14 protein-coding genes and 1 pseudogene are annotated in these 26,659 nt (G+C 58.8%); 5 read left to right on the forward strand and 10 right to left on the reverse strand.

What is annotated here, in order from left to right; translation table 11 throughout:
- Positions 1-269: 269 nt before the first annotated feature.
- The 5 genes from BJ928_RS35705 to BJ928_RS35730 form a co-directional block, all read right to left on the reverse strand.
- Positions 270-737, reverse strand: a complete 468-nt coding sequence (locus tag BJ928_RS35705; RefSeq protein ID WP_047636757.1) for a YHS domain-containing (seleno)protein — start codon at positions 735-737, stop codon at positions 270-272.
- 101 nt (positions 738-838) lie between these two features.
- Positions 839-1,393: a hypothetical protein gene (locus BJ928_RS35710; protein ID WP_047636756.1), complete on the reverse strand. Its 555-nt coding sequence runs from the start codon at positions 1,391-1,393 to the stop codon at positions 839-841.
- A gap of 125 nt (positions 1,394-1,518) precedes the next feature.
- A complete protein-coding gene (locus BJ928_RS35715) occupies positions 1,519-2,328 on the reverse strand; it encodes an alpha/beta hydrolase (RefSeq protein ID WP_047636731.1) in 810 nt (269 codons plus the stop codon).
- A 434-nt stretch (positions 2,329-2,762) separates the two neighbouring features.
- The gene (gene arr / locus BJ928_RS35720) at positions 2,763-3,185 is read right to left on the reverse strand and encodes an NAD(+)--rifampin ADP-ribosyltransferase (RefSeq protein ID WP_047636754.1); all 423 of its coding nucleotides are present in this window, start codon (positions 3,183-3,185) and stop codon (positions 2,763-2,765) included.
- Between the two features lie 549 nt (positions 3,186-3,734).
- Positions 3,735-5,561, reverse strand: coding sequence for an EAL domain-containing protein (locus BJ928_RS35730; RefSeq protein ID WP_052228046.1), 1,827 nt, complete (start codon positions 5,559-5,561; stop codon positions 3,735-3,737).
- Positions 5,562-5,831: 270 nt separating this feature from the next.
- Here BJ928_RS35730 and BJ928_RS35735 point away from each other — a divergent pair, with 270 nt between their 5' ends.
- Both BJ928_RS35735 and BJ928_RS35740 read left to right on the forward strand, forming a co-directional pair.
- Complete coding sequence (locus tag BJ928_RS35735; RefSeq protein WP_281024181.1) at positions 5,832-6,512, forward strand: LuxR family transcriptional regulator; 681 nt, start codon at positions 5,832-5,834, stop codon at positions 6,510-6,512.
- 426 nt (positions 6,513-6,938) lie between these two features.
- Entirely contained in the window at positions 6,939-8,714 is a 1,776-nt protein-coding gene (locus BJ928_RS35740; protein ID WP_047636730.1) for a methyl-accepting chemotaxis protein, read from the forward strand.
- 346 nt (positions 8,715-9,060) lie between these two features.
- Here the strand turns inward: BJ928_RS35740 and BJ928_RS35745 are convergent, their stop codons facing one another.
- The 3 genes from BJ928_RS35745 to BJ928_RS35755 form a co-directional block, all read right to left on the reverse strand.
- Positions 9,061-9,804 (reverse strand): LuxR family transcriptional regulator, encoded by a 744-nt coding sequence (locus BJ928_RS35745; protein WP_052228044.1) that lies wholly within the window; start codon positions 9,802-9,804, stop codon positions 9,061-9,063.
- A 283-nt stretch (positions 9,805-10,087) separates the two neighbouring features.
- Complete coding sequence (locus BJ928_RS35750) at positions 10,088-10,567, reverse strand: NUDIX hydrolase (protein ID WP_245432746.1); 480 nt, start codon at positions 10,565-10,567, stop codon at positions 10,088-10,090.
- A 978-nt stretch (positions 10,568-11,545) separates the two neighbouring features.
- Positions 11,546-12,358 carry a helix-turn-helix transcriptional regulator gene (locus BJ928_RS35755; protein WP_047636729.1) on the reverse strand — a complete coding sequence of 271 codons (813 nt, stop codon included), beginning with the start codon at positions 12,356-12,358 and terminating at the stop codon, positions 11,546-11,548.
- A 134-nt stretch (positions 12,359-12,492) separates the two neighbouring features.
- On the opposite strand from BJ928_RS35755, the gene BJ928_RS35760 reads away from it, so the two are divergent.
- From BJ928_RS35760 to BJ928_RS39590, 3 genes and pseudogenes are all read left to right on the forward strand, one after another.
- A complete protein-coding gene (locus BJ928_RS35760) occupies positions 12,493-13,188 on the forward strand; it encodes a class I SAM-dependent methyltransferase (RefSeq protein WP_047636728.1) in 696 nt (231 codons plus the stop codon).
- Positions 13,188-13,931 (forward strand): siderophore-interacting protein, encoded by a 744-nt coding sequence (locus tag BJ928_RS35765; RefSeq protein ID WP_052228043.1) that lies wholly within the window; start codon positions 13,188-13,190, stop codon positions 13,929-13,931. Before BJ928_RS35760 ends, BJ928_RS35765 begins: the two co-directional genes overlap by 1 nt.
- Before the next feature lie 244 nt (positions 13,932-14,175).
- Positions 14,176-14,463 (forward strand): annotated as a pseudogene (locus tag BJ928_RS39590) (Tn3 family transposase); the annotation flags it as partial.
- 115 nt (positions 14,464-14,578) lie between these two features.
- Here the strand turns inward: BJ928_RS39590 and BJ928_RS39595 are convergent.
- Together BJ928_RS39595 and BJ928_RS35775 are read right to left on the reverse strand one after the other, a co-directional pair.
- Positions 14,579-23,632: a YDG domain-containing protein gene (locus BJ928_RS39595; protein WP_245432748.1), complete on the reverse strand. Its 9,054-nt coding sequence runs from the start codon at positions 23,630-23,632 to the stop codon at positions 14,579-14,581.
- A complete protein-coding gene (locus BJ928_RS35775; protein ID WP_245432750.1) occupies positions 23,548-26,388 on the reverse strand; it encodes a filamentous hemagglutinin N-terminal domain-containing protein in 2,841 nt (946 codons plus the stop codon). Before BJ928_RS35775 ends, BJ928_RS39595 begins: the two co-directional genes overlap by 85 nt.
- Positions 26,389-26,659: the final 271 nt, after the last annotated feature.

The following is a 26,659-nucleotide window of genomic DNA, read 5'->3' on the forward strand; positions in this document are numbered from 1 at the left end:
TCGAACGATATCACGTCTTGCGTGCCAGCTCTGTCGCATTGCGCAATTGATCCTTGCTCAACTCTCTCGACAAGGCGTTCTGCCGACGGCCGTTGCCTTGTCGATAAGTGCGCTCATGTCGGTCACGATAGCCCGTTCACATTCGCGAAGCCGACATGGCGAGGCTTCAGGCAACGACGGTGCAGGAATCGTGGCTTGTCTCCTTGGAGAAACGTTCAGCTATCCCGTCCGCCCGCCTATGCGGGCAGCGGGAAGCCCATGGACGAGAGCTATTTCGGCGAAGGTTGCGCCTTCACAGTCTCCCAATTCTCATTTGCCTTGTTGATGTAGCCGGCGATGTCGGAGCGCCAAGTCTTAAGAACCATGTCGTTATAGTTGAGATAGAGCTTGTCATTGACGACGGTAAACGCCTGAGGCTCGGTTGTAGCCTTATGGCCCTGTGCCGTTCCGAAGGCGCAATAGCCGCCATATTGCGGAGCAAAGTGTTCCGGGTTCTGTATAAACGCGTCGCGGTGCGCCGCAGATGCAAAGTAGAAGGTCGCTCCCTTGTATGGCGCCGTGAATTTGTCGGAGCCCTTCACCGGCCTGTGATCGGTGAAGTAAGCGACGGCATCGTAACCATTTATGGCAATTCCATCGGTCGTATAAATCTCACCACCGAATACGATGGAAGCGGATGAGAATGCGAGCGCGGCAACTCCAGCTGAAAGCAGAATATGTCTGATGGATTGGGTCATGATCATTCCTTTGCAGTTGAGCTGAACACACCCGTTACGCAGGCCGCAGAGTTGATGTTACATATTTCGCCGTTCACAACTTTGTGCATGCCCGACCGGGACTATTGCGCGCACATCGCCAGCGCGACTTTCGCTTCCAGCTCGCGAATTCGGCGATCCTTCTCGGCCGCTTCACTCATCAACCGGTCAATGCGAGCATCTCCCGACCGACGAATTTCCCAGAAGGTCACGGTAAAGACGATTGGCAATGTCGTCGCGCTATCACAATTGGCGCCCCCCGGTTGCTGCGCTGCTTGTGGTTGATCGTCAGCCTTGACGCTACCCCAAAGCCTGAGCGCGGAATCGATACCCAAGTCGCAATGGAGCATGCTCTCGATGGGAGTATGCGGCCGACCGACAGCATGGCGAAAAGCCGGCGCCTCTGCGCGAAGCCGGATCGTCGAGGCGTTGCTAACGCTGGGCGACGTGACCAAACCCCTGACCGCCTCAAACACGATACCCGGGCGTATGCGCGAATAGTCTATCTCCAATTCATGACGCTCCCGGAGAAGATGGGCGACGCTCGGAGTAATCGATTGGCCCCAAACGGCAGCGCCCGCGCCAAAATGATGGACGATAGCGTGGCCTACATTCGGGCATACGATTGCGTGCAGCATGACGAGTTCCTTTGCAACAATCGAGGCTTCCGCTCGACCCCAGAATTCGGAGCCGGCACCCCGATGCTCCATATTCGTCGTGCTCGGGGCCTTTGTTACAAAGAAACTGAAAAATTCGACGTCGGCTACCGGGTGAAGCCAACGGCAGTCAAACCGGCATCGAGCATATCGGCGCGTGCCTCATGGCCCGCATTGTGAATGCACATGATGCTGGCTCCGCGTATGCAGTCCGGCACGTCTTCACACTGAATGCCGGCAAGTCGAATGGTCTTGACGCCTTTTGGTGCGCACTTGGCCCGTGCTCGCATCACCGACATGCTTTCGAAGGCGTTGCCTTGGTAGAATTGACCACCGATCGCCCTTCCGGCCAGAGGAAAGGTCTGATCGGCGGTTCCGTGAAAATGCACGATGGGCGGCAGATCGGCAATACAGTCGTCTGCCCTTGGAAGAGGATCCCAAAACACCCCGGAGAACGTCACCATGGCTGCGGCCTTTTCGCCCTGTTGGCAGGCGGTATACCACGCCATGGAGGCGCCGATGGAAAAGCCGCCGAGGACGGTTTGGTCCGATGTAAAGCCGTAACGAGTATGCAAATCGCTGAAAACACTCGCAATGAAGGCCTTCTCATCGCGGCCGGCGCGAGGGCTGTGGGGAAAGGACCAGCTTCCGTCGACCCCGTCGACCGCAACAAAGGCCAGGTGATGCGCGAGTGTTGTTTCGACCAGCGGACGCTGCTGCATCTCGGATTCTGCCGAGCTTTTGAAGCCGTGAAAAAACACATAGGCACCGCGTACATCGCCGTCCTTCGGTAATTCGATCCGATAATCACCCATTGCGACCAAACAGGGTGCAGGACCGCCGCAAGAGCTCGCCGCAGACGCGATCGAAACGTGCCCCGTCATAATCAAGAAAAAGAAAAACAGATACAGGCGCATTGGCGAATTCCCCCACGACCGGCAGAACCTGCGTAGAGTGTTGTCGTGTGCTCGGCAATTTCCCCATTGATCAAATTAGCGAGAGCACGCTCTCGATCCCGAGCGACGCAAGTTCTCGATTGTTCGAAAGCGAGCAAATGATTGCCTCAGCTATTTGCTCAGCAGCGCGAGCGTCGGATTCCGAAGCTGTAAGTCCCCATAGCGCGCTGAACAACCGCCATTGCTACGAGAGCTCCCATCATTGCGACAGCCGCCGCGAGATATAGGCGAAAGCAAGTAGAGGTTCCCCCAGTGATAAGGAGACCACCACAGCCAGAGGAAGAGAGGGCCAAGACAGCCGGATGATCTGGGCATGTCCGCGATTGCTGGAAAGCTGACCGTCTCCCTTTAGCGATTCGATCATCTAATGAGCACACAATGCGTGTCGCCTCGCATCAGTTGATGATTTCTCCTCGTTCGTCTGAGCGCAGGGAGGTCAGGCGTTCTCTCCATACCTGTAGCGCCTCAGGCGTCAATCTGGTCCATTGCGTGATTTCGCCGATGATCCTGAGTGGTGCGCTGCTGCGATAAGACCGGGTCGGGTTGCCGGGAAATTTCTTGTCGGTCACGTTCGGGTCGTTCTCGAATGTCCCGGTCGGCTCTACGACGTAAACACGCGGGACTGCGTCGTCTTTGGCGAGTTCAGCCGCGATTTCAGCGGCAAGGCCGGCACCGTCCACAAGGGCAGTGAAATAGATATGGTTCATCACCACTTCAGGGCGATAGTTCGACCGATATCCCGCAGTGAGGAAATCACCCACGCGCAAATCCGCGATTGTGCCATGAAAGAAAGGCCCCTCGTCCGGTGCTTCGGTCATCGTGATCGTCCTTACCCTGTGAGTCTGCTTGTAATCAGTTAGCCAAACAATGCCAACATCGTTGATGGGGTCGAGCGCAATTTTCACGAACGCGTCAAGGGATGTTGCATTTGTTGGCGCAAGGCGTCTACAAATCTCGGGGCAAGTCAACCAGCATCGGAGTAAGGCCACTAGCGAGCGTGAATCGGTGCTATTGCGTGCCCCCTGCCGCTTGTCCTTCAGGTTCGTCATCAAGCGAAAAATCCTCCGCGGCACAGTGAGCCGAGACGATCGGGCTTGCCGTGACAAGATGCTTGGTCTCATGAAGACATCTGTGGTTTCGTTTGCGTCCTGATTTCAGGCGAATTTACTTTCGTGCGACGCTGCTCTGAACTCGATACATGAAATTTGTCAAAGGCTTCTCAGCGAAGGGATGGATCGATGCCCGATGGAAGTTCAGGTCAGATTGACGTGAACTCGACACCGAAGCGATTTCGAGAACCTATGATAACGATCAGCACTGAAATCCTATGCCGATTCAGTTACAAAGCACCTATGATACGCTCCGCTCTACTTGAATGCCTCGCCGGTGGTGCCTTTTATTCTCGGCATGGTGGTAACGATTTGCGCGAGTTGGCCAACGGTGCAAGCCTTACTGAAGTACCAACCCTGAAGCAGATCGCATTTCATTCGGCGCAAAAGTTTGACCTGTTCGACCGTCTCGACACCCTCGGCGGTGACGACCTTGCCTAGGCTATGTGCTATTTCGATAATGCCACGCACAATTGCTTGATCTTCGCGCGACGCAACCATGTTTGCAACGAAGCTCTTGTCGATCTTCAGACGATCGATCGGCAGATCGCGAAGGTGCGTCAAAGAGGCATATCCCGTTCCAAAGTCGTCGAGTGCAATCTCGACGCCGCTGCGATGCAATCTGCGCAGCCCAACATCCACGCGCTTCTGATTAAGCCCCAGAAACATCCCTTCGGTCACCTCCACGCAGAACTGCTGAGGTGGAATCCTGGTCAGTGTGCAGAGTTCAAAGAAGCGATCCAGGAACGTGTCCGACCGAAAGTCCGAGTTTGTCAGGTTCATGGCAACGCGGCGCAGGGGTATTCCCTGATTTCGGAAGGTTACAACGTCTTTGAAGACCTGCTCCAGCATGAACATCCCGAGTGCCGCACGCACGGCCTGGTCCTCAAACCCGGCCGCGAAGTGACCCGGAGTGAGCAGACCGAGCCTGGGGTGGCGCCAGCGCATCAGTGCCTCGAGCGAAAACGTAGCTTGCGCGTCGATCGGAACGATCGGCTGATAGTAAAGTTCGAACTCGTCTTTCAGCAGGCCGGCTTCGATCTCCTCCAGAAGCTCAGCCTTGCGCTCAACCACCTCGCGCAGATACGGCTCAAATGTTTCCGCACGATCTCGCCCCAGCGCCTTGGCATGATAGAGGGCCAGATCCGCCGCCTTGATGAGGCTCTCCGCATCCATAGCATCGCGCGGACAGGCAGCCACACCGATACTGGCGGAACATCGCCTTGGCGATGAGCCGATGGACATGGGTGCACGAATTGCTTCGAGGACACACTCAAAGAAAATGCCCGCCTCGTTATCCGTTGCACCCACAAGGATCAGCGCAAACTCGTCTCCCCCGACACGCGAAATGAAAACACGGTCGTCAGCGATGGATCGCAGCCTGCCACCCGTCTCCTGCAAGAGGGCGTCGCCGGCATTGTGCCCGAAAGAGTCGTTCACTTCCTTGAAGCAGTCGACATCCATGAGCCCTAGGTGAAACGATCGCCCACCTCTTGCGTGATCCGCTACGAGCGTTTCCAGATGCTCCTGAAAACGCCGCCTGTTCGGCAGCCTCGTCAGTGCATCGAGATTGGCGATGAGATCGAGGTGTTCCTTGCTCGACCGCAGCGCATCTTCAAGCTTCTTACGCTCGGATATATCAAATCGGATGGCAGTGTAGCTGTCGACCTTTCCGCGCTCGTTCAGGTGCGGGACGATCGTTGTGTCGACCCAATAGAGCGAGCCGTCCTTTCGGCGATTGCATATCTCCCCATGCCAGACCTTTCCCTGAGCAACTTCTCGATACATCGCCTTGAAGAAGGCCTTGTCATGCACGCCAGAGCGCAACATGCGGTGGTTCGACCCCAGCAGCTCAACTTGGGAGTAGCCACTGATTTCACAGAACTTGCTGTTGACATAGGTGATCGTGCCTTGGACGTCGGTGTGAACGACGATTGCGGCACTGTCTAACGCGTATCGGATAAACTCATCCTCAAGAATATGACGTGATGATGTATTTAGTCTATCGGCTATCTGCTCCAGTGTTTCGACATAGAATGAGGTATCACCCTTCGCAACGCCCTTGAGCTTGTCAACCAATGTCATACTCATCTCGCACTATTACCCAGGCCAAAATCAACACAACGCCTAGATGCAGATATAATAATGAGAGGAGCGGCAAGTCATCTGTCCAGTTAAACACTTGTCAACCGATCTGTATTTAAATATTATCGCGGATCTATTTCAACGTTCCTCGCCTCAATTGAGAAGGAGGAAATCGTTACATCCGCGACAAGGTGCATTCTGAAGACGGACCTCCTAGAACAAATTGTCACCATTTCCAACGCTCTATATGAAGCCAAAAGCCGTGAAAATCTGTTTGACGCCTTGAATTCCGGATGCTTCGCACTTGGGTTCGATCTCTTTACACTGTCCTGTAACAAGCCATCGGGACGAGCAATGATCCTCGACTCTACCTTCACAACGGTCAGCAGCGAGTTCCTCCGTGACTATGACCATCTCGGTTGGTACGATGACGATGCCATGGCTGCTCGCATCGTCTCTGGCGATGGCCCATTTGCCTGGAATAGTCAGCATGACAAGTTTTCGGAAGTCCGAAAACAGAGCTACGTCGATTTCCTTCATGCCAACAGTCTTTGCAGTGGAATCATGGTGCCGCTTGCGGGAAGAAACGGGACCGTTGGCATGCTCGGATTGATCAGCCTGAGGCAAAGTCTGTTCGAGCGCGAGTTGATTGCTGCCGTAACGATCATTGCGAACGCCGCCGCGGCTCGGGCCGAATTGCTGGGTCTCGTCGGACACGTCTCGTCGGATGAAGCCCAGGCCCTGCATACCCTTTCGGAGCGCCAGTACGAGATCCTTCGGTGGATTGCCGAGGGCAAGTCCAATTCCAGCATCGCCGTGATAATGGGCCTCAACGAGCGAGCGGTTCGTTTTCACGTCAGCGAGATACTGCGTAAGCTCGGGATTGCGACGCGCAACCAGGCCATCGGCATCCTCCAGGCCAGCGAAGCAGCCATTCGCCCTCGAAAATAGAGCGGTGCTAGCGAACAGAGATCGTTGCACAGTCCCGATCGCTGCCGCGATTCAAGCCAATCAGTCCGAAACCCCATACTTGCTATCGAGAGACAGGGCCAGTCACACTCAGGCGATGGCAGCTCATCTGTAAAGGCGCAAAGATCGATGAACCAACTCGTCCCAACCCAGCGTCGAGTAAATCAGCAATTCTAATTCTGATTGCATTTAATAAAGACACAGATACCCAGATTAATATGGGTGATTACAGTTAACAACTGGCGAACAATACAGTCGCACTCTTCGAGATCTTACGTCAGCTATACCGGTAGTTACGGCGGATTTCCAAAAGAAATACCATTATGAGGCAGATCGATAGCAATCTGCTTTCATGGTCTTTCTGATCACCGAATGGAGATGCCCGGCAATCTGTGAGGGAACGCGGACATGTTGAGAATGACTTCGCCTATAAAGACAGCAAAACTCCGTGCTCTCGACTTGATAACCGCAAATATCATGATCGCGGACGCGGATCTGAACATCGCCTACATGAATTCCGCGACACGGGGCCTGCTGAAAGAGGCAGAGGAAGATCTCAGGAAAGAACTGCCGCGCTTCAGTCTCTCTTCCCTGATTGGTTCGAATATCGATATCTTTCACAAGAACCCGACACATCAGAGGACCATGCTGGCCGCACTCAAGACTCAGCATCGAGCGACAATCTGGATTGGACAGCGGATATTTGACCTTATCGTCACGCCACTCATGGAAAAAAATAGGAGCGTCGGCTTCGTGGTCGAGTGGGCAGACGCAAAAGCCCGTATCCAGAATACCGATTTCCGCAACCAACTTTTGGCAATCAGCCGCGTCCAGGCTGTGATCGAGTTCGCGCCGAACGGCGATATCGTCGCGGCAAACGAGAATTTTCTAAAGACGATGGGTTATACATTTGCCGAGATCCAAGGACGTAACCATCGCATGTTCCTCGAACCCGGTGCGACCGGGGACCAACTGTTCAAACAATTGTGGGCAGACCTTGCATCCAACAAAGCGCACATCGGCGATATCGTCCGCTATGGGAAGAACGGCAAACAGATTTTTCTCAATGCAGCTTACAATCCAATCACCGACGACTCAGGAAAAGTCGTCAAGGTTGTCAAATTCGCAAACGATGTTGGAGACCGTGTTTTTTCCGTTCGCACGATCGGCGAAGCGCTTTCGAAACTGGCGGCCGGCAATCTGGACTTTTCCCTTGATCATTCATTCGCGGCTGATTTCGAAGCCTTGCGTGTGAATATGAATGAAGCATTGGGACAGTTGGGCAGCACCCTTGTCGCCGTCTCGCGTTCGAGCGAAATGATCGACGGAGGCGCGCGAGAAATCAGCGAGAGCAGCAGCGATCTGTCAAGACGTACAGAACAGCAAGCAGCAGCGCTTGAGGAAACGGCGGCCGCACTCGACCAGATCACCGCAAATGTGGTTAATGCCTCCCGGCGGGCTGAGGAGGCCCGCCAGGCGACCGAAGCTGCTGATGCCAGTGCGAACCATTCCGGCCAGATCGTGGCGGACGCCGTCGCAGCCATGGCGCGCATCGAGCAATCCTCCAATCAGATTTCCAGCATCATCGGCGTCATCGATGAAATTGCGTTCCAGACCAACCTCCTTGCGCTTAACGCTGGTGTGGAGGCTGCACGTGCCGGTGAGGCAGGCAAGGGCTTTGCCGTGGTGGCGCAGGAGGTTCGCGAACTGGCGCAACGCTCGGCCAAAGCAGCCAAGGAGATCAAGGAGTTAATTCGCAGCTCCAGTGAGGAGGTTAGAAGCGGCGTAAAGCTCGTAAGCGAGACCGGAGACGCACTGCGGAAGATTCAAGGTAATATTTCCACCGTCAACCAGCACATGCAGGCAATAGCAGTGTCCGCACGTGAACAATCGACCGGCCTGTCGGAGGTAAATTCCGCCGTCAATCAGATGGATCAGGTCACTCAGCAGAATGCGGCAATGGTCGAAGAATCGACGGCAACGGCAGCATCACTTGCTCAAGAAGCCGAAGCGCTACGTCATTTGATCGCGCGTTTCCAATTGGAGACATCGTCATCCCAGACGGTTCAGACGCGGCCCCAGTTCGCGGGACGGCGGGCGGCGATCACCGTCTCGCCGAAAGTAAGCCGCCCCGTGATAGTCGGCAACACCGCCGTCGAGGCCGGAGAATGGCAGGAATTCTGACGTGCCGTAAGATAGGAGTTGCGCGTGGCAACTTCTTTGCCATTTGAGACGCCCACTTCTTGCCAGGTTAGAACTGAACGCCGATTGCACAGAAGGTTTCAATAGCGGTTACTCGCGTCGGAAGGGTGCCATTTTAGCGTCATCAAGATGATACCAACGCATGCAGTCCCGACCGGTTCGATCCGACAATCAGCAAGGCGGCGCCTGCGATCGGATGGCCGCGCCGGGCTTACTCGGTCTTGCGCCGACGTTGGAGATCACGATCCGCTTTGTATCGCGGGTAATATCCGCGATGACATTCGCGCCTCAACCGGCCAAAGCTGTCTGTCGTGAAGTGTCACTGCGGTCAAATGATCAAACCCGCCGAGGACTGAAAGATCGCAATCGCCTGTTGGCGTGTCGCGACGCCGAATTTGCGAAGGATCTCGCTTACATGGTAGCGCACCGTCCGTTCGGTATGCCCAGTGATGACGGCAATGACAGAGTTGGATTTTCCTTCGGCCATCCATTTCAAGATCTCGACTTGCTGCAAGGAGAGAAGGCGAAGAGCGGCAGCCTCGTCCGCCGAGATGCCCTGACTAAGGCCAAGCATTTCAGCCTTAGTCAGGGCAGCGTTCGCGACTACCACGGCAGCCAGCTGCTGATCGCGCCCAAGTTGCTGAGGATTGAGAGACAACAACGCCATGCCGCTGACGCTTCCATCACAATGCGATGAGGGCAGCACCATCCATCCAGACATGCCCAGTGATCGCATGAAATCCACGAAGCTTCTTCGGCGGATCTCGGGATAATTATGATCCTGAATATTCCACATAAAGCGCTTTCTGTCTGTAAAAACGCGCTCGGTGATTGGATCAACATCAGCCCAATGCAGTCGTTCATAATCCCTCAGGAACTGATCTGGAAACGTAGCAGCAACCGGTTCCATCACCAAACTCACTCGGTCATTCTTGCGCGAGCTAAGATGAAAACTATCGAAACCGAGAGCGCGAATGCCAGAGGCCAACGCCTGAAAGAGCATGTCACGGTCGCTCGCTGCATAGATTGCATCTGAAATGGTGACAAGGTGTTGCAGAATTTCAGTGTCCAAATATCCCCCACGAGCCGACAGCCAACTTTACCAAATAAACGCACAATGACGACACTCGAGTGCCCGAACCTGTGAATGCCGCGAGCATCCGGCCCGGAATGGATCGCGCCGTCAATCATTGGGCTGACGTAGCGGAACACCGGTGAAACACACGCGACAGAAAAGGTGCGTCACGCCGGATGATCACCCGACAGCGATCGGGAGACGACAATCATGGTTCTCTTGCGACGAGACTGGGAGCACCGAATTCACGCGCCCAATAAATAGAAAGCCGGCAAGTGCTTCAACTGTCACGGCCTTCGCGTGACGCGAAGGGTAAATTCTCGCTTGGATGCTGCGTACCAATTTGATTTGCATTATGGACCTTTTGAGACTGCCATTTCTTCTTAACCATCATTTTTTCGGCAAACGCTTGCAATAGAGGTCTAAGTCCGTCCTCGTCGGTCTCCGCGGCAGCCGTTCCTGCGGCAACCCATCGGACTTCACGCTGCCGCATTTCCGGCCACTCCTTGTATTGCCGGTTCACCGAAAGGGGAAATACTTCAACCTCGCAGAGAATCGCCTTCCCTTCGTCGTCCATCAGTTTACTATAGAGAAATCTCCCGATCGGCCTGGACCTCACTGGACCTCGTACGCCGGCTTCTTCGAACGCCTCCCGCGCTGCCGATTCATCCGGTCGTAAACCCTTTATTGGCCAACCCTTTGGAATGATCCATCGGCGTCGCGTCCTCGACGTGACAAGCAGTATCTCCAGTTCACCCACATCATTGCGACGATATGGCAAAGCCCCATATTGGACCCTGATGTTCTTTCCTGTGAGTGCATACTTTGCGATGGTTCGTATCTCCTCATTGCAGGCGCCAGCTGCACTCCGTTATAATGCTGGAAACTCTCTCGCAGTATCGGGCAGGGTAGCCACTTGTTATTGCTGCGACACTTCACTATTATTCCGCCTGTTTGTTGTCACATACCTAGGCGCGCCCATCACAACTAGAATGTGCAATCCGCCGATACTCGATCCTTGATGTATTATCTGATATTATTGAGCATCGCAGATCGCAACGAGGGGCGTCCGGAGTTGTGATCGAACATGCGATCATGAAAGCCGCCAGAGCGCTCAAGTCGTTCACCCAATCAGAATATTCATCCCCAGAGCCTAACGGATCCAGACGAATGGGCCGGGAATCTTTTTGGTTCTCACACGCCAATCTTGAGTTTGGTCCCATTATCCTGAGCCCGAGCCCGTCGAAAGCGGGAAATGGTGCAACAGCTCCTCGCGGCGACCGGATGTGAAGTTGTACGGGCCCGTGGACGGGCCGTTAATTGCTATCGGCTCAGACCGCGGATCCGCTGACCACGGAGTAAAACGATACCATTCAAATGATCCATTGACAAAAATCCTGATGTGAAAGGATACGGACCTAAGGCCCGTAGTTTCGGCATCATTGGAATGATCTATCCATGTGATTTTGTTGGAGACACTGATCTTACGCCTCTCACGACCGGACTATCAAATACATTATTTTCGCATAGGGCGCGCCACTCCATCAACGATTTGCTTAGGTCTGGCTGACGGAGATGTCGCGGAAGTATTCCAGAGCAAGCTCAAATACGTGGCAAGCAGGCTTTCCGTGCGCGTTTTCGAACGATTTGTGGCCGGGTCGAATTACATAGTCTCCATTTCTGCTGGCTTAGAACTGATGCGTCAAATCACAGCGGAATTCAACTGATTGAGCCTTGCTCAGGTGCGGCGGAAATGGCGTTCTACCATGTAGCGTCCGGGCGAGGTTCCGAGCGTCTTGCGGAACATCGTGACGAAGCTAGGCACGCTCTCATAGCCAAGGTCAGCCGCCACCTGTTGGATGGAAGCTCCCGCAGCAAGCCACTTGACCGCGAGCATGACACAGAGCTGTTGACGCCAGCGCCCGAAGCTCATGCCTGTCTGCCGGCTCATCAGCCGTTCCAACGTTCGCCCGCTCATGCCCACTTTCATGGCCCATGCGTCCAGTGTTCCCCGGTCGGCTGGGACCGCCATCATCAGGTCGATCATCCGCCGAAGGCGTGGGTCAAACGGCATTGGCAAATGCAGATCTTCAGCCTTTGCCAATGCCAGCTCGTCGAGCAACACGGTCATCAGCCGCGAGTTGGCGCCGCCTTCCTCATAAAGGAGCGGCAGATGGGCGGAGCGGATCAGGAGTTCGCGCAGCAACGACGTCACCGAAACCGCGCTGCAGGTTGCCGGCAAGTTGATGCCGGCAGCCGGAGCGACAAAAGCGCCGTAGCCCTCCAACGCACCTGCCACCTTTATGGCATGGACCGCGCCGCCGGGTATCCATATCGCACTGCGGGGCGGGACGATCCACAACCCGCCTTCCACTTCGCAGCTCAGCGCTCCACGCTGAACGAGCAAAAGCTGGCTTTTGGCGTGGAAGTGGGGTGCCAACTCGAAGTCACCGAAGGTTTCGGACGCGAAGCCATAGGTGACCACCGGGCGAGGCACATCGTCAGGTTCAACCCAATCCGTCTCACTGGAAACATCGGTTAGAAGCGGCATGGCGGTTCCAGAACTGAATGGCGGAAATGAATAATAATCTGTCTATACTTGGGAATGACGTCAACTGCGGCCTCCCCTATCTGATCTTATCACGCCAGTTAAGGCTGATCGGTTCCGCAGGCAAAGGAGAGTCCATGAATACGTCGAATAGCGGGCGCGTCGCCCAAATATTGACTGAGCTTCATCAAGAAGCTGAGGCGGCCGATGGCCCCTTCTTCCAAAAGATGATAGCAGACCTCGAGGTCTCAGGCACTACGATTGCGCAAGCAGCGGCGCAGCTGATTGCCGATGAGCGTGGCAATTACCCTGCGGTCTATGGCCGTCACTCCGAGCACTTCCTATCCGTCTCGCCCAGCTATGGACATTTCCTGTACGCCATGGCGCGGGCGTGCAAAGCAACCCGGATCGTGGAGTTTGGCACATCGATGGGGATTTCGACCATCTATCTCGCTGCGGCGTTGCGAGACAATGGCGGTGGGCAGCTCATCGGGTCCGAACTGGAGCCGACCAAGGCGGTCAAAGCACGCGGGCATATTGCTGCTGCTGGGCTCGGCGACCTCGTTGAAATTCGCCAGGGCGACGCACTCCAGACGCTCAGGGATGTTGGCGGAGAGGTCGATCTTGCATTGATCGATGGTGCCTGGTCGCTATACCTGCCTGTGCTCAAGCTGATCGAACCATGTCTGCGACCCGGCGCTGTGATCCTTGCGGAAAACGCCTTTGCTGAAGACTATCTGGAATATGTCCGCGACCCCTTGAACGGCTACATCGCGCAAACGCTGCCGATCGACGAGGGCCGCGGCAACGAGTTCGCTGTGAGGATTCTGTAATGGCCGTAGCGCAAGCAAATGATAGCGCCAGGAGGGCGCCTGGACGGCTCACCAAGACGCTGCTTGGGCTGTTCATGAAACATGCGACTGTCGCCGCGATAGACGATACCAACGATCGTTTTCGGCTTGTCACGCTAGAGGGGCCTGCCCTACAGGGCGTTGAGTGGAAGCCTGGGCAAAAGGTCCAGATTGCAATGGGCTCGGCCTTCTCAAGCCGGACCTATACATCGATGAGTTGGGATGCGATTGCGGGACGTACTCGTATTCTTGGCTTCCTGCATGGCGATGGGCCGGGGAGTGTATGGCTGCGCGGCCTCAAGACAGGAGACGAATGCGATCTCTTCGGCCCGCGCAGTTCGCTCGGCGGTATGCGCACGCCTGCACCGCTGGCCGTCATCGGTGACGAAACCTCGCTTGGGCTTGCACACGCGCTGATATCGATGAACTGGAACGAAGCCCTGACCTGCTGCTTTGAGGTCACCGACGTGGCGGGTGTCCATCAGGTCTTGACGCCGCTCGGCCTCCAAGAGGCCGCGCTGATCGCGAAGCGCGACAATGATGCTCATCTCGACAAGATGGAGGCCACGCTTGGCGCACCTGCTACCGCTGGCGCCTCGTTTATATTGACGGGCAAGGCCGGCACAATCCAACGGCTTCGGCAATATCTAATTCGGCAGGCCGTACCCCCAGCACGTATCCTCACCAGGGCGCACTGGGCGCCCGGGAAGCAGGGACTCGATTGAAGCCCAAAGATGGGTAAACAATTATCCCTTTAGCGGAAGGCATCTTTCGCCTGAATGGCGGCAATATCCCTATTTGCTCTTGAATGGATTTGAACCGACAGCCCTGTTAATGCAAAGCACCATCCATCTGATATTCCTGAGTAGTGGACTTCGACTTTACCGCTACGGAGCGAATGATTGAGGCCGGTACCCGGCGCCTATGCAAAGAAGAGCCAAGGCCCTCAACCGACACACCGTACAGAAGATGGCCGCTATTACAACACACGCTGTCACACCCTCGACGATCCTTGAAAATTGTCCGCGTCATCGAAATCCAGCGAGTTAGCGAAGGCGCTCCGCGAACTTGGCCGCATTGAGAGAGCCTCATTCGTGATCGGGCGGTATGCGAACCCAGGTTTGTATTGGCGCTGCTAGGCCGGCTCAACAAGTGCGAAGACGCGCACAAGCTTAAACGCGCCATCTTCCACGAACGCGGTCAAACCCATGACCGATCTTTGATAGTCGGGCATTCCGCGCTTCTGGCCTTAGCCTAGCGGGTTCAATTCCATGACTGTTGCTCGAACCCGATTGCGCCCGCTAACCAGACACGCGCGATCGCGAGATAGCCTTCGTCCATCTTGCTCGACACTCCTGCGAATTGCTCATCCTCACGGCACAGCCGTCCGGACCACACACCCCTCTCCATTTCCGAAGCAGACGACGGTGCCGTCGAAGCGCGGGTCGACGATATAGGGTCGGCCGCCCTGATCATTCCTCTCGCCACTGACAAAGGTGGGTCCCGCCTGCTCCTGAACCGGCAGCAGAGGCGTGGTATCGGGTGCATAGGAACGGGGTATGCCGACGCTGGCGAGTTGCGCGCTCGGGATCGTCGGCGCCGCCGTCACCGTCAGCACGCCGTCGATAAAGCTCATGTCGTAGTTGCCGGACGCGGCAAGCGAGCCTCGGGTGATGGCATAGCTGCCCGGTGAGGAGAAGGACGTGGCCGCGCTTGCGAGCTGACCGAACAGCCTGTCGCCATTGACAAGACCCGCACCACCGATGGTGTAGGTGAAGAGCGGATTGGCTGATCCCGTTGCTCGGCTGGCATTGTTGGCGATGACGTTGATCAGGCGCGGCGTGATCGTCAGGTTGGCGCCGGTATAGCCGATCGTGTAGTTGGCGTTGCCGAGCGTGCCGAGACCGATGACATAGGAGCCGACATTGGACAAGGCATTGGCCGAGGTCGAGAGCGCGCCGCTCAGGCTGTCGCCATTGACCAGGCCGGTCGTGATATAGCCGAGGAGCGGGTTCTGGTCGCCATAGGAGCGGCTGGCGCTGTTGGCCGCAACCGTGATGGTGCGCGGCGTGACGGCAAGGCTGCCACCGGTGAAGGTGAGGTCGTAATTGCCCGAGGCTGCAAGCGAGCCCTGGCCGATGCCATAGATCCCGACATTGGAGAACTGGCTCGCGGCGGTAGCAAGCGCGCCTGAGAGATTGTCATTGTTGACGAGGCCTGCTCCGCCGATGGTGTAGGAGAGCGCCGGATTGGCATCACCATAGACACGGCTCTGATTGTTGGCCGCGACAGTGATGGCGCGCCTGGTGACCGTCAGATCCGCCCCGGTGAAAGTGAGGTCGTAGTTGCCCGACGCTGTAAGGGTACCCTGTGTGACACCATAGATCCCGACATTCGACGTGCCATCGGCCGAGGTCGAGAGAGTACCAGAGAGACTGTCATTGTTGACGAGGCCGGCACCGCCGATCGTGTAGGTGAAGGCCGGATTGGCATCACCATAGATACGGCTCTGATTGTTGGCCGCAACCGTGATGGCGCGCGGCGTGACGGCAAGGCTGCCGCCGGTGAAGGTGAGGTCGTAATTGCCCGAGGCTGCAAGCGAGCCCTGGCCGATGCCATAGATCCCGACATTGGAGAACTGGCTTGCGGCGGTAGCAAGCGCGCCTGAGAGATTGTCATTGTTGACGAGCCCTGCTCCGCCGATGGTGTAGGAGAGCGCCGGATTGGCATCACCATAGATACGGCTCTGATTGTTGGCCGCGACAGTGATGGCGCGCCTGGCGATATCGGCGAGCGCCGCGGCAGTCGTATCAGCCAGCGTATAATTGCCGGCATCCGCCCCCGAGAGAGACAAGCCGGAGATCGCGACCGTCTTGCCCGCGCCCGCGTTGGCATCTGCAAAAGCCCCACTGTAGCCATTGCCAAGGGTGAGCACGTCGCCGGCGACCATACCATTGAAGGTGGCGCCATTGGTGTTCAGGGTCGCACCTGTCGTGCCATCGTACGTCTTGCCATTGGCGCTGATGCCACCGATCGAGGAAATCACCGCCTTGGCGATGTCGACCATGTCGGTGCCGCCTGCCAGCATGTAGTTTGAGGCAAGACCGCCATTCGTGCCGTTGCCGAGCGCCAAGGAGCCGAGGCTCACGGACTTGCCAGTGCCGGCATTCTTATCGGCCATCGCGCCTGTGCCCGAGAGCGTCAGTGTCTCGCCGGTCACCAGGTTCGACAGCGTGAAGATCGAGTGGTCGAGATCGGTGGAACCGTTGTAGGTACGGCTGCCCGACAGGCTGATCACTCGCTGGGCGATGTTAGCGAGTGTCGTCGCGGTGTTCGAGGCGAGCGTATAGTTGCCGGCGTCTGCTCCATCAAGCGTCAGCCCGGAGATGGAAACTGTCTTGTTCGTCCCGGCATTGGCATCGGAGAACAGGCCAGTGAAGCCGCTTCCGAGCGCGAGCACGTCACCCGGGACGATGCCGTTGAAGGAGACGCCACTGGTGTTCAGGGTCGTATCGGTCGTGCCGTCGTATGTCTTGCCATTGGCGGTGATGCCACCGATCGAGGAAATCACCGCCCTGGCGACATCGACCGTGTCGGTGCCACCCACCAGCGTATAGTTCGAGGCCAGGCCACCGCCCGTGCCATTGCCGAGCGCCAGCGAGCCGAGGTTCACGGACTTGCCATTGCCGGCATTCTTGTCGGCCATCGCGCCTGTGCCCGACAGCGTCAGTGTCTCGCCTGAGACCAGGTTCGAGAGCGTGAAGATCGAATGGTCGAGATCGGCAGAGCCATTATAGGTTCGGCTGCCCGACAGGCCGATCACCCGCTGACCGATATCGGCCAGCGTCGTTGCCGTCGTATTGGCCAGCGTATAGTTGCCCGCATCCGTGCCACCGAGGCTGAGGCCGGAGATGGTGACCGTCTTGCCGGTGCCAGCGTTCTTGTCGCCGAAGGCGCCGCTGAAGCCGTTGCCGAGCGTCAGTACGTCGCCGGCAATCATGCCGTTGAATGTGACGCCGCCGGTATCCAGCAGGGCATTGGTCGTGCCGTCGTATGTCTTGCCGTTGGCACTGATACCACCGATCGAGGAAATGACCGCCCTGCTGATGTCGGCGGTCGTCGTCGCCGTATCCGAGGCGAGCGTATAGTTGCCGGCGTCCGAACCGGCGAGCGCCAGGCCGTTTGCCGTCACGGTCTTGCCCGTGCCGGCGTTCTTGTCGGAGAAGGTGACACTCGACCAGTCTGTTCCGACGAGGTCGCCCGCCACCACGCCGCCGAGGCTGATGACGGGGCTGCTCACGGAGGTGGTGCCGTCATAGGTCTTGTTGGCAACCGTGAAGCTGTTGATCGTCAGCAGCGCCCTGGCGATATCGGCTGTCGCCGCAGCGGTATTCGAGGAAAGCGTATAGTTGCCGGCATCGGCACCGGAAAGCGATAGGCCGGAGATATCAACCACCTTGCCCGTCCCAACATTCTTGTCGGAGAAGGTGCCGGCAAATCCATTGCCGAGCGTGAGCACGTCGCCGGCGACCATGCCATTGAAGGTAACGCCATTGGTGTTCAGCGTCGCATCAGTCGTGCCGTCATAGGTCTTGCCATTGGCGGTGATGCCACCGATCGACGAGATGACAGCCTTGGCGATGTCGACCGTGTCGTTGCCACCTGCCAGCGTATAGTTCGAGGCCTGGCCACCGCCCGTGCCGTTGCCCAGGGCCAGCGAGCCGAGGCTCACGCCCTTGCCGTTGCCGGCATTCTTGTCGGTCATTGAGCCGATGCCCGAGAGTGTCAGTGTCTCGCCGCTCACCAGGTTCGACAGCGTGAAGATCGAGTGGTCGAGATCGGCAGAGCCATTATAGGTTCGGCTGCCCGACAGGCCGATCACCCGCTGACCGATATCGGCCAAGGTCGTTGCACTCGTATTGGCCAGCGTGTAGTTGCCGGCGTCCGCGCCAGCGAGCGACAGACCGGAGATCGTTACCGTCTTGCCCGAGCCCGCGTTGGCATCGGAGAACAGGCCGGAGAAGCCATTGCCGAGCGAGAGCACGTCGCCGGCGACCAAGCCGTTGAACGTGACCCCACTGGTATCCAGCGTCGCACCGGTATCGCCATCATAGGTCTTGCCTGAGGCCGCAATGCCGCCGATCGACGAGATGACCGCCCTGGCGATGTCGACCGTGTCGGTCCCGCCCGTCAGTGTGTAGTTGGAAGCAAGGCCGATGCCATCGCCAAGCACCAGCGAGCCGAGGCTGACCGCCTTGCCGTTGCCGGCATTCTTGTCGGCCATCGTGCCGGTGCCAGACAGCGTCAGCGTCTCGGTGCCCACCAGGTTCGACAGGGTGAAGATCGAGGCAGCCAGATCGGTGGAACCATTATAGGTACGGCTGCCCGAGAGGCTGATCACCCGCTGACCGATATCGGCCAAGGTGGTCGCACTCGTGTTGGCCAGCGTATAGTTGCCGGCATCCGCGCCACCCAGCGTCAGGCCGGAGATATTGACCGTCTTGCCCGAGCCGGCATTGGCATTCGCGAACGTGCCAAGCGCGGTGTCGGCGGTGAGGCTGTCGCCCGCGATCATGCCGTTGAAGACGGCGTTGTTGGTGTTCAGCACCGCATCGGTCGTGCCGTCATAGGTCTTGCCCGAGGCCGTAATGCCGCCGATCGACGAGATGCTGGCGCGGGTGATGCTGGCATAGGTGTCGTGATCGGTGATGCCGAGCTGATAGTTGCCGGCATCCGCACCGGTCAGATAAAGGCCGCTGATGGTGACGGTCTTGGAACTGCCGGCATTCTTGTCGGAGAAGTTGGCGCTGGCATAGCCCACATGCATGTCGTCGGTGCTGATGACCGGTATCGTGTAGATATTGACGGTTGCCGTCGTCGTGCCGTCGTAGACCTTGTTGTTGCCGCTGATCCCACCGAAGAACACATAGGCCTTGGCGATATCGGCGGTCGTCGTCGCGGTGTTGCTGGCGAGCGTGTAGTTGCCCGCATCCGCGCCGGAAAGCGTCAGGCCGGAGATATTGACCGTCTTGCCCGAACCGGCGTTCTTGTCGGAGAAGGCGCCCGTGGCGCCGCCGAGTGTCAGGACGTCACCCGCGACCATACCATTGAAGACAGCACCACGGCCATCGAGCGTCGCAGCCGTCGTGCCGTCATAGGTCTTGCTGCCGGCCGTGATGCCACCGATGGACGAGATCGTCGCCTTGCCAATGTCGGCTGTGGTCGTGGCGGTGGAGGCAATCGTATAGTTGTTCGCATCCGTGCCCGACAGCGTGATGCCTGCAAGCGTCACCGTCTTGCCGGTGCCGGCATTCTTGTCGGAGAAGGTCGCACCGCTATAGCCGAAGGAGACGGTGTCGTTGGCAACGAGGCCATCGAGCGTTCCGGCATTGCTGATCCCGGCGCCCACACTGCCGTCATAGGTCTTGTTCGACACGGCAAAACCGCTGAGCGTCAGGCTCGCCCTGGCGATATCGGCCAAGGTCGTCGCAGTGGTCGAGGAAAGCGTATAATTGCCGGCATCCGTGCCGGAAAGCGAAAGACCAGAGATGCTGACCGTCTTGCCGGTGCCGGCGTTCTTGTCCGAGAAGGCCCCGGAGAGGCCATTGCCGAGCGAGAGCACGTCGCCTGCGACCATGCCGTTGAAGGTGACGCCACCGGTGTTCAGCGTTGCACCTGTCGTGCCGTCATATGTCTTGCCATTGGCCGTGATGCCGCCGATCGAGGAGATGGTAGCCTTGGCGATATCGACCGTGTCGGCGCCACCGACCAGCGTATAGTTCGAGGCCAGGCCACCGCCCGAACCGTTCCCAAGGGCGAGCGAGCCAAGGCTCACAGACTTGCCATTGCCGGCGTTCTTGTCGGTCATTGAGCCGATGCCCGAGAGCGTCAGTGTCTCGCCCGAGACCAGGTTCGACAGGGTGAAGATCGAGTGGTCGAGATCGGCAGAGCCATTATAGGTTCGGCTGCCCGACAGGCCGATCACCCGCTGACCGATATCGGCCAAGGTCGTTGCACTCGTATTGGCCAGCGTGTAGTTGCCGGCGTCCGCGCCAGCGAGCGACAGACCGGAGATCGTTACCATCTTGCCCGAGCCCGCGTTGGCATCGGAGAACAGGCCGGAGAAGCCATTGCCGAGCGAGAGCACGTCGCCGGCGACCATGCCGGTGAAGCTGGCTCCATTGCTGTTCAGCGTGGCACCTGTGGTGCCGTCATAGGTCTTGCCCGAAGTCGTAATGCCACCGATCGTGGTGATCGTGGCCTTAGCGATGTCGACCGTGCCGGTGCCAAGAACGTAGTTCGAGGCAAGACCGCCATCGCCATGGATGCTGTTGCCCAGGGCCAGCGAGCCGAGGCCCGCAGACTTGCCGTTGCCGGCGTTCTTGTCACCCATGCTGCCGGTGCCCGACAGCGTCAGCGTCTCGCCCGAGACGAGATTGGACAGGGCGAAGATAGAATTATCGAGCGCCGTGGTGCCGTCATAGATGCGGTTGCCCGACAGGCTGATCACCCGTTGGCCGATATTGGCCAAGGTGGTCGCCGTCGTATTGGCCAGCGTGTAGTTGCCGGCATCGGCGCCAACGAGCGACAGACCCGAGATCGTCACCGTCTTGTTCGAACCGGCATTGGCATCGGAGAACAGGCCGGAGAAGCCAGTGCCGAGGGTAAGCACGTCGCCACCGATCTTGCCGGTGAAGGTCACGCCGCTGCTGTCGAGTACGGCGTTGGCCGAGCCGTCATAGGTCTTGCCCGAAGCCGTAATGCCACCGATCGTGTTGATGACAGCCTTGGCGATATCAACCGTGCCGGTGCCGAGAACATAGTTCGAGGCAAGGCCGCCATCGCCATGGATGCTGTCGCCCAGCGACAGCGAACCAAGATTGACAGACTTGCCATCGCCGGCATTCTTGTCACCCATCGAACCCGTACCGGACAGGGTCAGCGTCTCATTGCCCACGAGATTCGATAGCGTCAGCATCGAGTGGTCGAGCGCCGTCGTGCCGTCATAGACCCGGTTGCCCGAGAGACTGATCACCCGCTGGGCGATATTGGCAAGCGCGCTGGCCGTGTTCGAGGTGAGTGTATAATTGCCGGCATCCGCACCAGCGAGCGACAGACCGGAGATGGTGACTGCCTTGTTCGAACCGGCATTGGCATCGGCGAACAGGCCGGTGAAACCAGCGCCGAGGGTGAGCGCATCTCCGGCGACCATGCCGTTGAAGGTGACGCCATTGGTGTTCAGGGTCGCATTGGTCGAACCGTCATAGGTCTTGCCATTGGCGGTAATGCCGCTGATTGTAGAAATGGTGGCCTTGGTGATGTCGACCGTGCCGCTGCCAAGAACATAGTTCGAGGCCAGGCCACCATTCGTCCCGTCGCCCAGCAACAGCGAGGAAAGCGCCACAGCCTTGCCATTGCCGGCATTCTTGTCGCCCATGCTGCCGGCGCCCGACAGCGTCAGCGTCTCATTGCCCAAAAGGTTCGACAGCGTCAGCATCGAGTGGTCGAGCACCGTCGTGCCGTCATAGACCCGGTTGCCCGAGAGATTGATCACCCGCTGGCCGATATCGGCAAGCGTGGTGGTCGTATTCGACGCGAGCGTATAGTTGCCGGCGTCAGCGCCGGTGAGGCTGAGGCCTGAGATGGTCACGACCTTGCCCGAACCCGCATTGGCGTCAGAGAACAGGCCGGAGAATCCAGCGCCGAGGGTGAGCGCATCGCCCTGTGCCATACCGTCAAAGACCACGCCGGACGCATCGAGTGTCACTGCGGTCGAGCCATCATAGGTCTTGTTGCCGGCGACAATGCCGCCGATCGATGAGATCAACGCCTTGCTGATGGTGATCGTGTCCGTGCCGCCGGCAAGCGTGTAGTTCGAGGCAAGGCCCGAACCATTGCCAAGCGCCAGCGTGTTCAGCGAGAAGGTGAGATTGCTGCCGACATTCTTGCTCGCAAGCTGGCCGAGACCCGACAAGGTCAGCGTCTCGCCATTGGCAAGGTTGGAGAGCGTCAGGTTGCCGGAGGCGATATTGGTCGTGCCGTTATAGGTCTGGTTGCCCGAGAGATTGACGATCCGCTGGTTGATGGTCAGCGCGCCCGATCCGTAATCGATGAAGAAGTCGTCGGCAGCACCGCCCCGATAGGTCAGCGAGAGCACGTTGGGATCGCCATAGGCATAGGTGCCGGCGTTGGTGGAAGAATTGATCGCACTGCCCCAGCCGACCGTCACGAGCGAGGCACCGTCGCCGCCGACCGTGATGCCGGAGGTGCCGCCGATCGTATTGCCATAGGTGGTCGAGGTGTTGCCGGACAGGACCACATAGTAGCTGATGAGCGGGGCCGTGTTCAGCGCCCGCAGCACCGGTGTGCCGCCGGTCTTCAGCGTTCCCCAGGCGGTACCGTAATCCCAGCCGGCATTGATGAAGTTGGTCGGGTTCTGCATCTGCGCCGTCGTCAGGCCGGTGAGGCCGGTGCCGGTGCCAAATGCGGCACCCGTGCTCTGCCCGCTCGCCTGCGTGTCCCAGAAGCTCGCCGAGATCGTGCCGTTGTTGGACCCGACAAAGCCGCCGTTACTACCGCCGCTGCTGGCATCGACCGCTCCGGTCGCGTAGGATGTGCTGATCGTTCCTCTGTTCAAGGCGACGAGACCGCCGGAGGTCAGATAGGTGTCACCGACTGCGCCGGTTGCGTAGGAATTGCTGATCGTTCCCTGATTATAGGAGACAAGGCCGCCGTTATAGCCATCGATACCCGAGGTAGCGCCGGTCGCGTAGGACAAGGTGATCGCGCCATAGTTGGCGCCAACCAGCCCGCCCGGACCGCCCAAATCGGAGATCACGGCGCCAGTGGCATAGGATTGCGAAATGGTGCCGCTTGCGGTGAGGACGGCAACCAGGCCTCCGGCATTGTAATCAGTCCCTCCCGAGCCGGCATTGGCGGTGACCGAAGCCGACGACGAGCTGCCGCTGATCGCGCCGCTGCTCCGGCCGGCAAGGCCGCCGGCGGACTGGCTGCCCGAGACAGTGCCGCTGGTCGAGACATTGGTGATGCGGCCGGCATTGTCGTTAACGAGAATGCCCGTATAGGCGCCGGTGCCGGAAATGCTGGCGCTGGTCACGCTGAGATCATGGATCGTCGCGGCAGAGGTGGTGGAGGCGAACAGGCCGCCGGTGGTGGAGGTCAGGCCGCTGATCGTGTGGCCGTTGCCGTCCAGCGTCCCGGCAAAATTCGCCAGTCCGACCCAGCCGGCCGTGCTCCAGATGTCGGAGGCATTCAAGCCCTTGGTCGCGCTGGCATCGAGATTGACGGCGAGTTTGTAGTTGCCCGACTGGTTGGCGCCGATCAGCGCGAGCTGGTGCAGGTTGGTGATGGTGGTGACGCCGTTGCTGTCCGCCGTCGCGGCTTCCGAGCGCAGGATCGGCCGCATGTCGCCGGACTGGTACCAGGTGTTGGTGAAGTCCCAGCCCGTATGGCCGCCGCCGTGCGCGCCTCCGCGGTGGTCAGCCCAGTCGCTGTGGCGCTGCTACGGTTGCCGTATGCGCTGGTTTGCCCGGTTGTGCCGATATCCCAGAAGCCGTCGCTGTCGTAACCGTATTGACCTCCGACAAGGCCGCCGATGGTGCTGCCGCTGCCGATAGCGCTGAGCGCGCCACTAGCATAGGACAAACTGATGGTGCCGTCATTCCAACCCGCGAGTCCGCCGACAACGGCGTTGTTCCCGGTGACGCTGACCGCTCCGGTCGCGTAGGAAGAGTAAATATTACTGCTCTCAGCCGCCAACCCGCCGCCGGCACTGGTGTCCCCTCTGACGGTGACCGCACCGGTCGCGTAGGAAGAGATGATGTCGGCTGCATTTAAACCCACCAGACCGCCCGCGTTCATTACATATCCGTCGGCACTTACCGCGCCGGTGGCGTAGGAAGAGGTGATGCTGCTGACATTAAAGCCGACAAGGCCGCCGAGCCAGACACCATAGCCGGTCGCCGTCACCGCGACGGCGGAGCCGGAGTCGGTGATCGTGCCGACGTTGTATCCAGCGAGCCCACCGTAAGTGCCGCTGGAGCCGTTGCCGGCCAGCGTGCCGGAGACATGCACATTGCTGACCGTGCCATCGTTCTCGCCGACGAGGACGCCACCGTAGTTGCCACTACCGGTCACGGTGGCCTCCGACAGGTCGAGGTTTTTTACCGTGCCGCTGCTGCCGATCATACCGAACAGGCCGGTATTGCCGCCCGGTGACAGGATGGAGAGCCCCGAGATCGTATGGTTCTTGCCGTCGAGCGTACCGTTGAAGCTGGCGAGCGGCTTGAAGCCCACGCCATTGTTCCAGACCGCGGTGCCCGACGCGTCGATATTATTGGCCAGCGTCCAGTAGGAGGCCAGCGACGAACTCAGCCCCTGCAGGCCATAGACATCGGCGAGCCGATAGGCGGTCGCAGCACTTGCGCCATCGCCGCCGGCGACGCGCAGGAAGCTGGTGCCGTCGGTGAGGCGGAAGTCTTTCGCTGAGAAGGCAGGCAGCGTGGCGCCGTTTTGAACCCAGTTGCCCGAGGCGAGCACGAAAGCGCCGACATTGACAGCGGCATTTGCCGAAATCGTGTTGGTGCTGCCGGCCGAGACGATCAGGCCGCCATTCGCGGTGATCGCGTTGTTGATGTTGATGTCCGAGGCCGCCGCCAGCGTCAGTGTGGTGAGCGCACTCCAATTGATCGGCGCAGCCACCGTGATGGTGCCGGCCTGCGGATTGGTCGCATCCGATGACGAGCCCGTCGTCACCGTGACATTGGCCGTCGCCAGCGCATTGGTCAGCGTGTTGACGTTGATGATGCTGTCATTGCCTGACGCCGTGAAGCCCGAGGAGTTGCTGTCCGTGCCCGTCGAGATCGTGACGTTGTAGGGATCGAGCAGCAGATTGCCGAAGGAGCCATGGATGGCTGTCAGGTCGGTAAGGCCGGTATAGGACAGCTTCGCCTTGCCCGAGACCTCGACCTCGCCGCCATTGCCGGAGAGCGCGCCGCCCTTCGCCGTGATCGTGCCGGCGAAACGGGTGAGATCGTCGGACCACAGCACGACATTACCACCGTTGCCCGTGCTGATCGCATCGGCGTTGATGACGGTGTTGGCATCGACCGTGAGCGTCTCGGCCCGCTGCAGCGGTCCCTTGCCCTGGCGGTTGCCGCCGATATTGACCGTACCGCCACCACTCTTGCCCGACGCATTGATCTTCGCATTGGCCAGCGTGATCTTGCGGCCGGTCACCTGGACCTTGCCGCCGGTGCCATGCCTGTTGCTGGCATCGAGCTTGCCGGTGATGGCAACCTCGCCATCGCCGCCCGACAGGATGATGTCGCCGCTTCTCCCCGAGACGCCCTTCGCCTCGATCGTGCCCGACATATTGACAGCCTGCCGCGCCATGTCTCTGGCCGCTGCTGCAGTCAGCTGCACCGTGCCGCCCTTGGCCGATATCCTGCCGCTATTCTCAACCAGCGCCTGTTTGCCATTTGCCTTGGTCGGAACCGCCACCTGCAGGAAGCCGTCACCGGACAGATCAAGCGTTGCCTGTTCCCCCGATCCGAGTGCCGCCTTGCCCATCGGCACGGTGATGGTGCCGGTATTGGCGACCGTGCCGCCGATCAGCGCCATGTAGCCGCCGCGGTTGATGGTGATCTGACCGGCATTGGTCACAGGCGCAGAGGCGCCATTGCCGGTAAAGCTCCTTTTACCGCCCATGAAGTCGTCATCGGAGATGCCGAGCGTCGAGGCGACGAAGGCGCCGGTGTTGACGGTCCCGGTTTTGGTAATGGCAATGCCGTTCGGATTGATCAGGTAGACCTGGCCATTGGCATTGATCTGGCCTGCAATCGTCGACGTCGTCTGGCCGGTGACACGATTGAGGATGGCTGCATTGGCATCGGGCTGGACGAAGGTGACGCGATTGCCCTTGCCGACGTCAAAGCTCTGCCAGTTGACGACGGCGCTGCTGCCCGTCTGGTTGATGGTGAGAGACCCTGCAGACGGCGACCCGATCGTCGCGCTGCCCGCCGCCACCTGGCCGCCGGTCGGCAGCGACTGCGCCAAGGCCGTCGTGCTGACAAGCGCCGTCGTCGTCAACAGCGCCGCAAGCCGGGTCTTGTGCGAAAGCGTCTTGTTGCCGAGCATCCGGCGGGTCGTCTGTCTGGTCATTGTCGTCGCCCTAGAGCGGAACTGCCGTCGCGGCCCCACGCCATGCGACTTGTTCCAGCGAATGTGGTTCATTGAAAACCAAAGCGATTCGGCAGGCGTGTCGGGCCAGCCGATCAATCGGTTCATCCAAGTGAAGGGGACGCTAGGTGGATTCTAACCCACTGTCGCCGTCCATTTCTGATCAGTTCAAGCCGCCGAATAGGCATGGCGCCCGCGCGCTTGATCCGCCCGGCGCCAACTGGCGGACCAGCCTCGATCTGCCAAAACGGCC

Source organism: Rhizobium sp. WW_1, assembly GCF_003610155.1.
Lineage (GTDB): Bacteria > Pseudomonadota > Alphaproteobacteria > Rhizobiales > Rhizobiaceae > Rhizobium > Rhizobium tropici_A.

What these genes read in the sequence shown, in the direction of transcription:
- BJ928_RS35755 (WP_047636729.1), bottom strand. Translation starts at nt 12,358, where the DNA reads ATGCCGCTTCTAACCGATGTTTCCAGTGAGACGGATTGGGTTGAACCT.
- BJ928_RS35775 (WP_245432750.1), bottom strand. Translation starts at nt 26,388, where the DNA reads ATGACCAGACAGACGACCCGCCGGATGCTCGGCAACAAGACGCTTTCG.
- BJ928_RS35765 (WP_052228043.1), top strand. Translation starts at nt 13,188, where the DNA reads ATGGCCGTAGCGCAAGCAAATGATAGCGCCAGGAGGGCGCCTGGACGG.
- BJ928_RS35715 (WP_047636731.1), bottom strand. Translation starts at nt 2,328, where the DNA reads ATGCGCCTGTATCTGTTTTTCTTTTTCTTGATTATGACGGGGCACGTT.
- BJ928_RS35730 (WP_052228046.1), bottom strand. Translation starts at nt 5,561, where the DNA reads ATGACATTGGTTGACAAGCTCAAGGGCGTTGCGAAGGGTGATACCTCA.
- BJ928_RS35705 (WP_047636757.1), bottom strand. Translation starts at nt 737, where the DNA reads ATGACCCAATCCATCAGACATATTCTGCTTTCAGCTGGAGTTGCCGCG.
- BJ928_RS35710 (WP_047636756.1), bottom strand. Translation starts at nt 1,393, where the DNA reads ATGCTGCACGCAATCGTATGCCCGAATGTAGGCCACGCTATCGTCCAT.
- BJ928_RS39595 (WP_245432748.1), bottom strand. Translation starts at nt 23,632, where the DNA reads ATGCGGCCGATCCTGCGCTCGGAAGCCGCGACGGCGGACAGCAACGGC.
- arr (WP_047636754.1), bottom strand. Translation starts at nt 3,185, where the DNA reads ATGACCGAAGCACCGGACGAGGGGCCTTTCTTTCATGGCACAATCGCG.
- BJ928_RS35740 (WP_047636730.1), top strand. Translation starts at nt 6,939, where the DNA reads ATGTTGAGAATGACTTCGCCTATAAAGACAGCAAAACTCCGTGCTCTC.
- BJ928_RS35760 (WP_047636728.1), top strand. Translation starts at nt 12,493, where the DNA reads ATGAATACGTCGAATAGCGGGCGCGTCGCCCAAATATTGACTGAGCTT.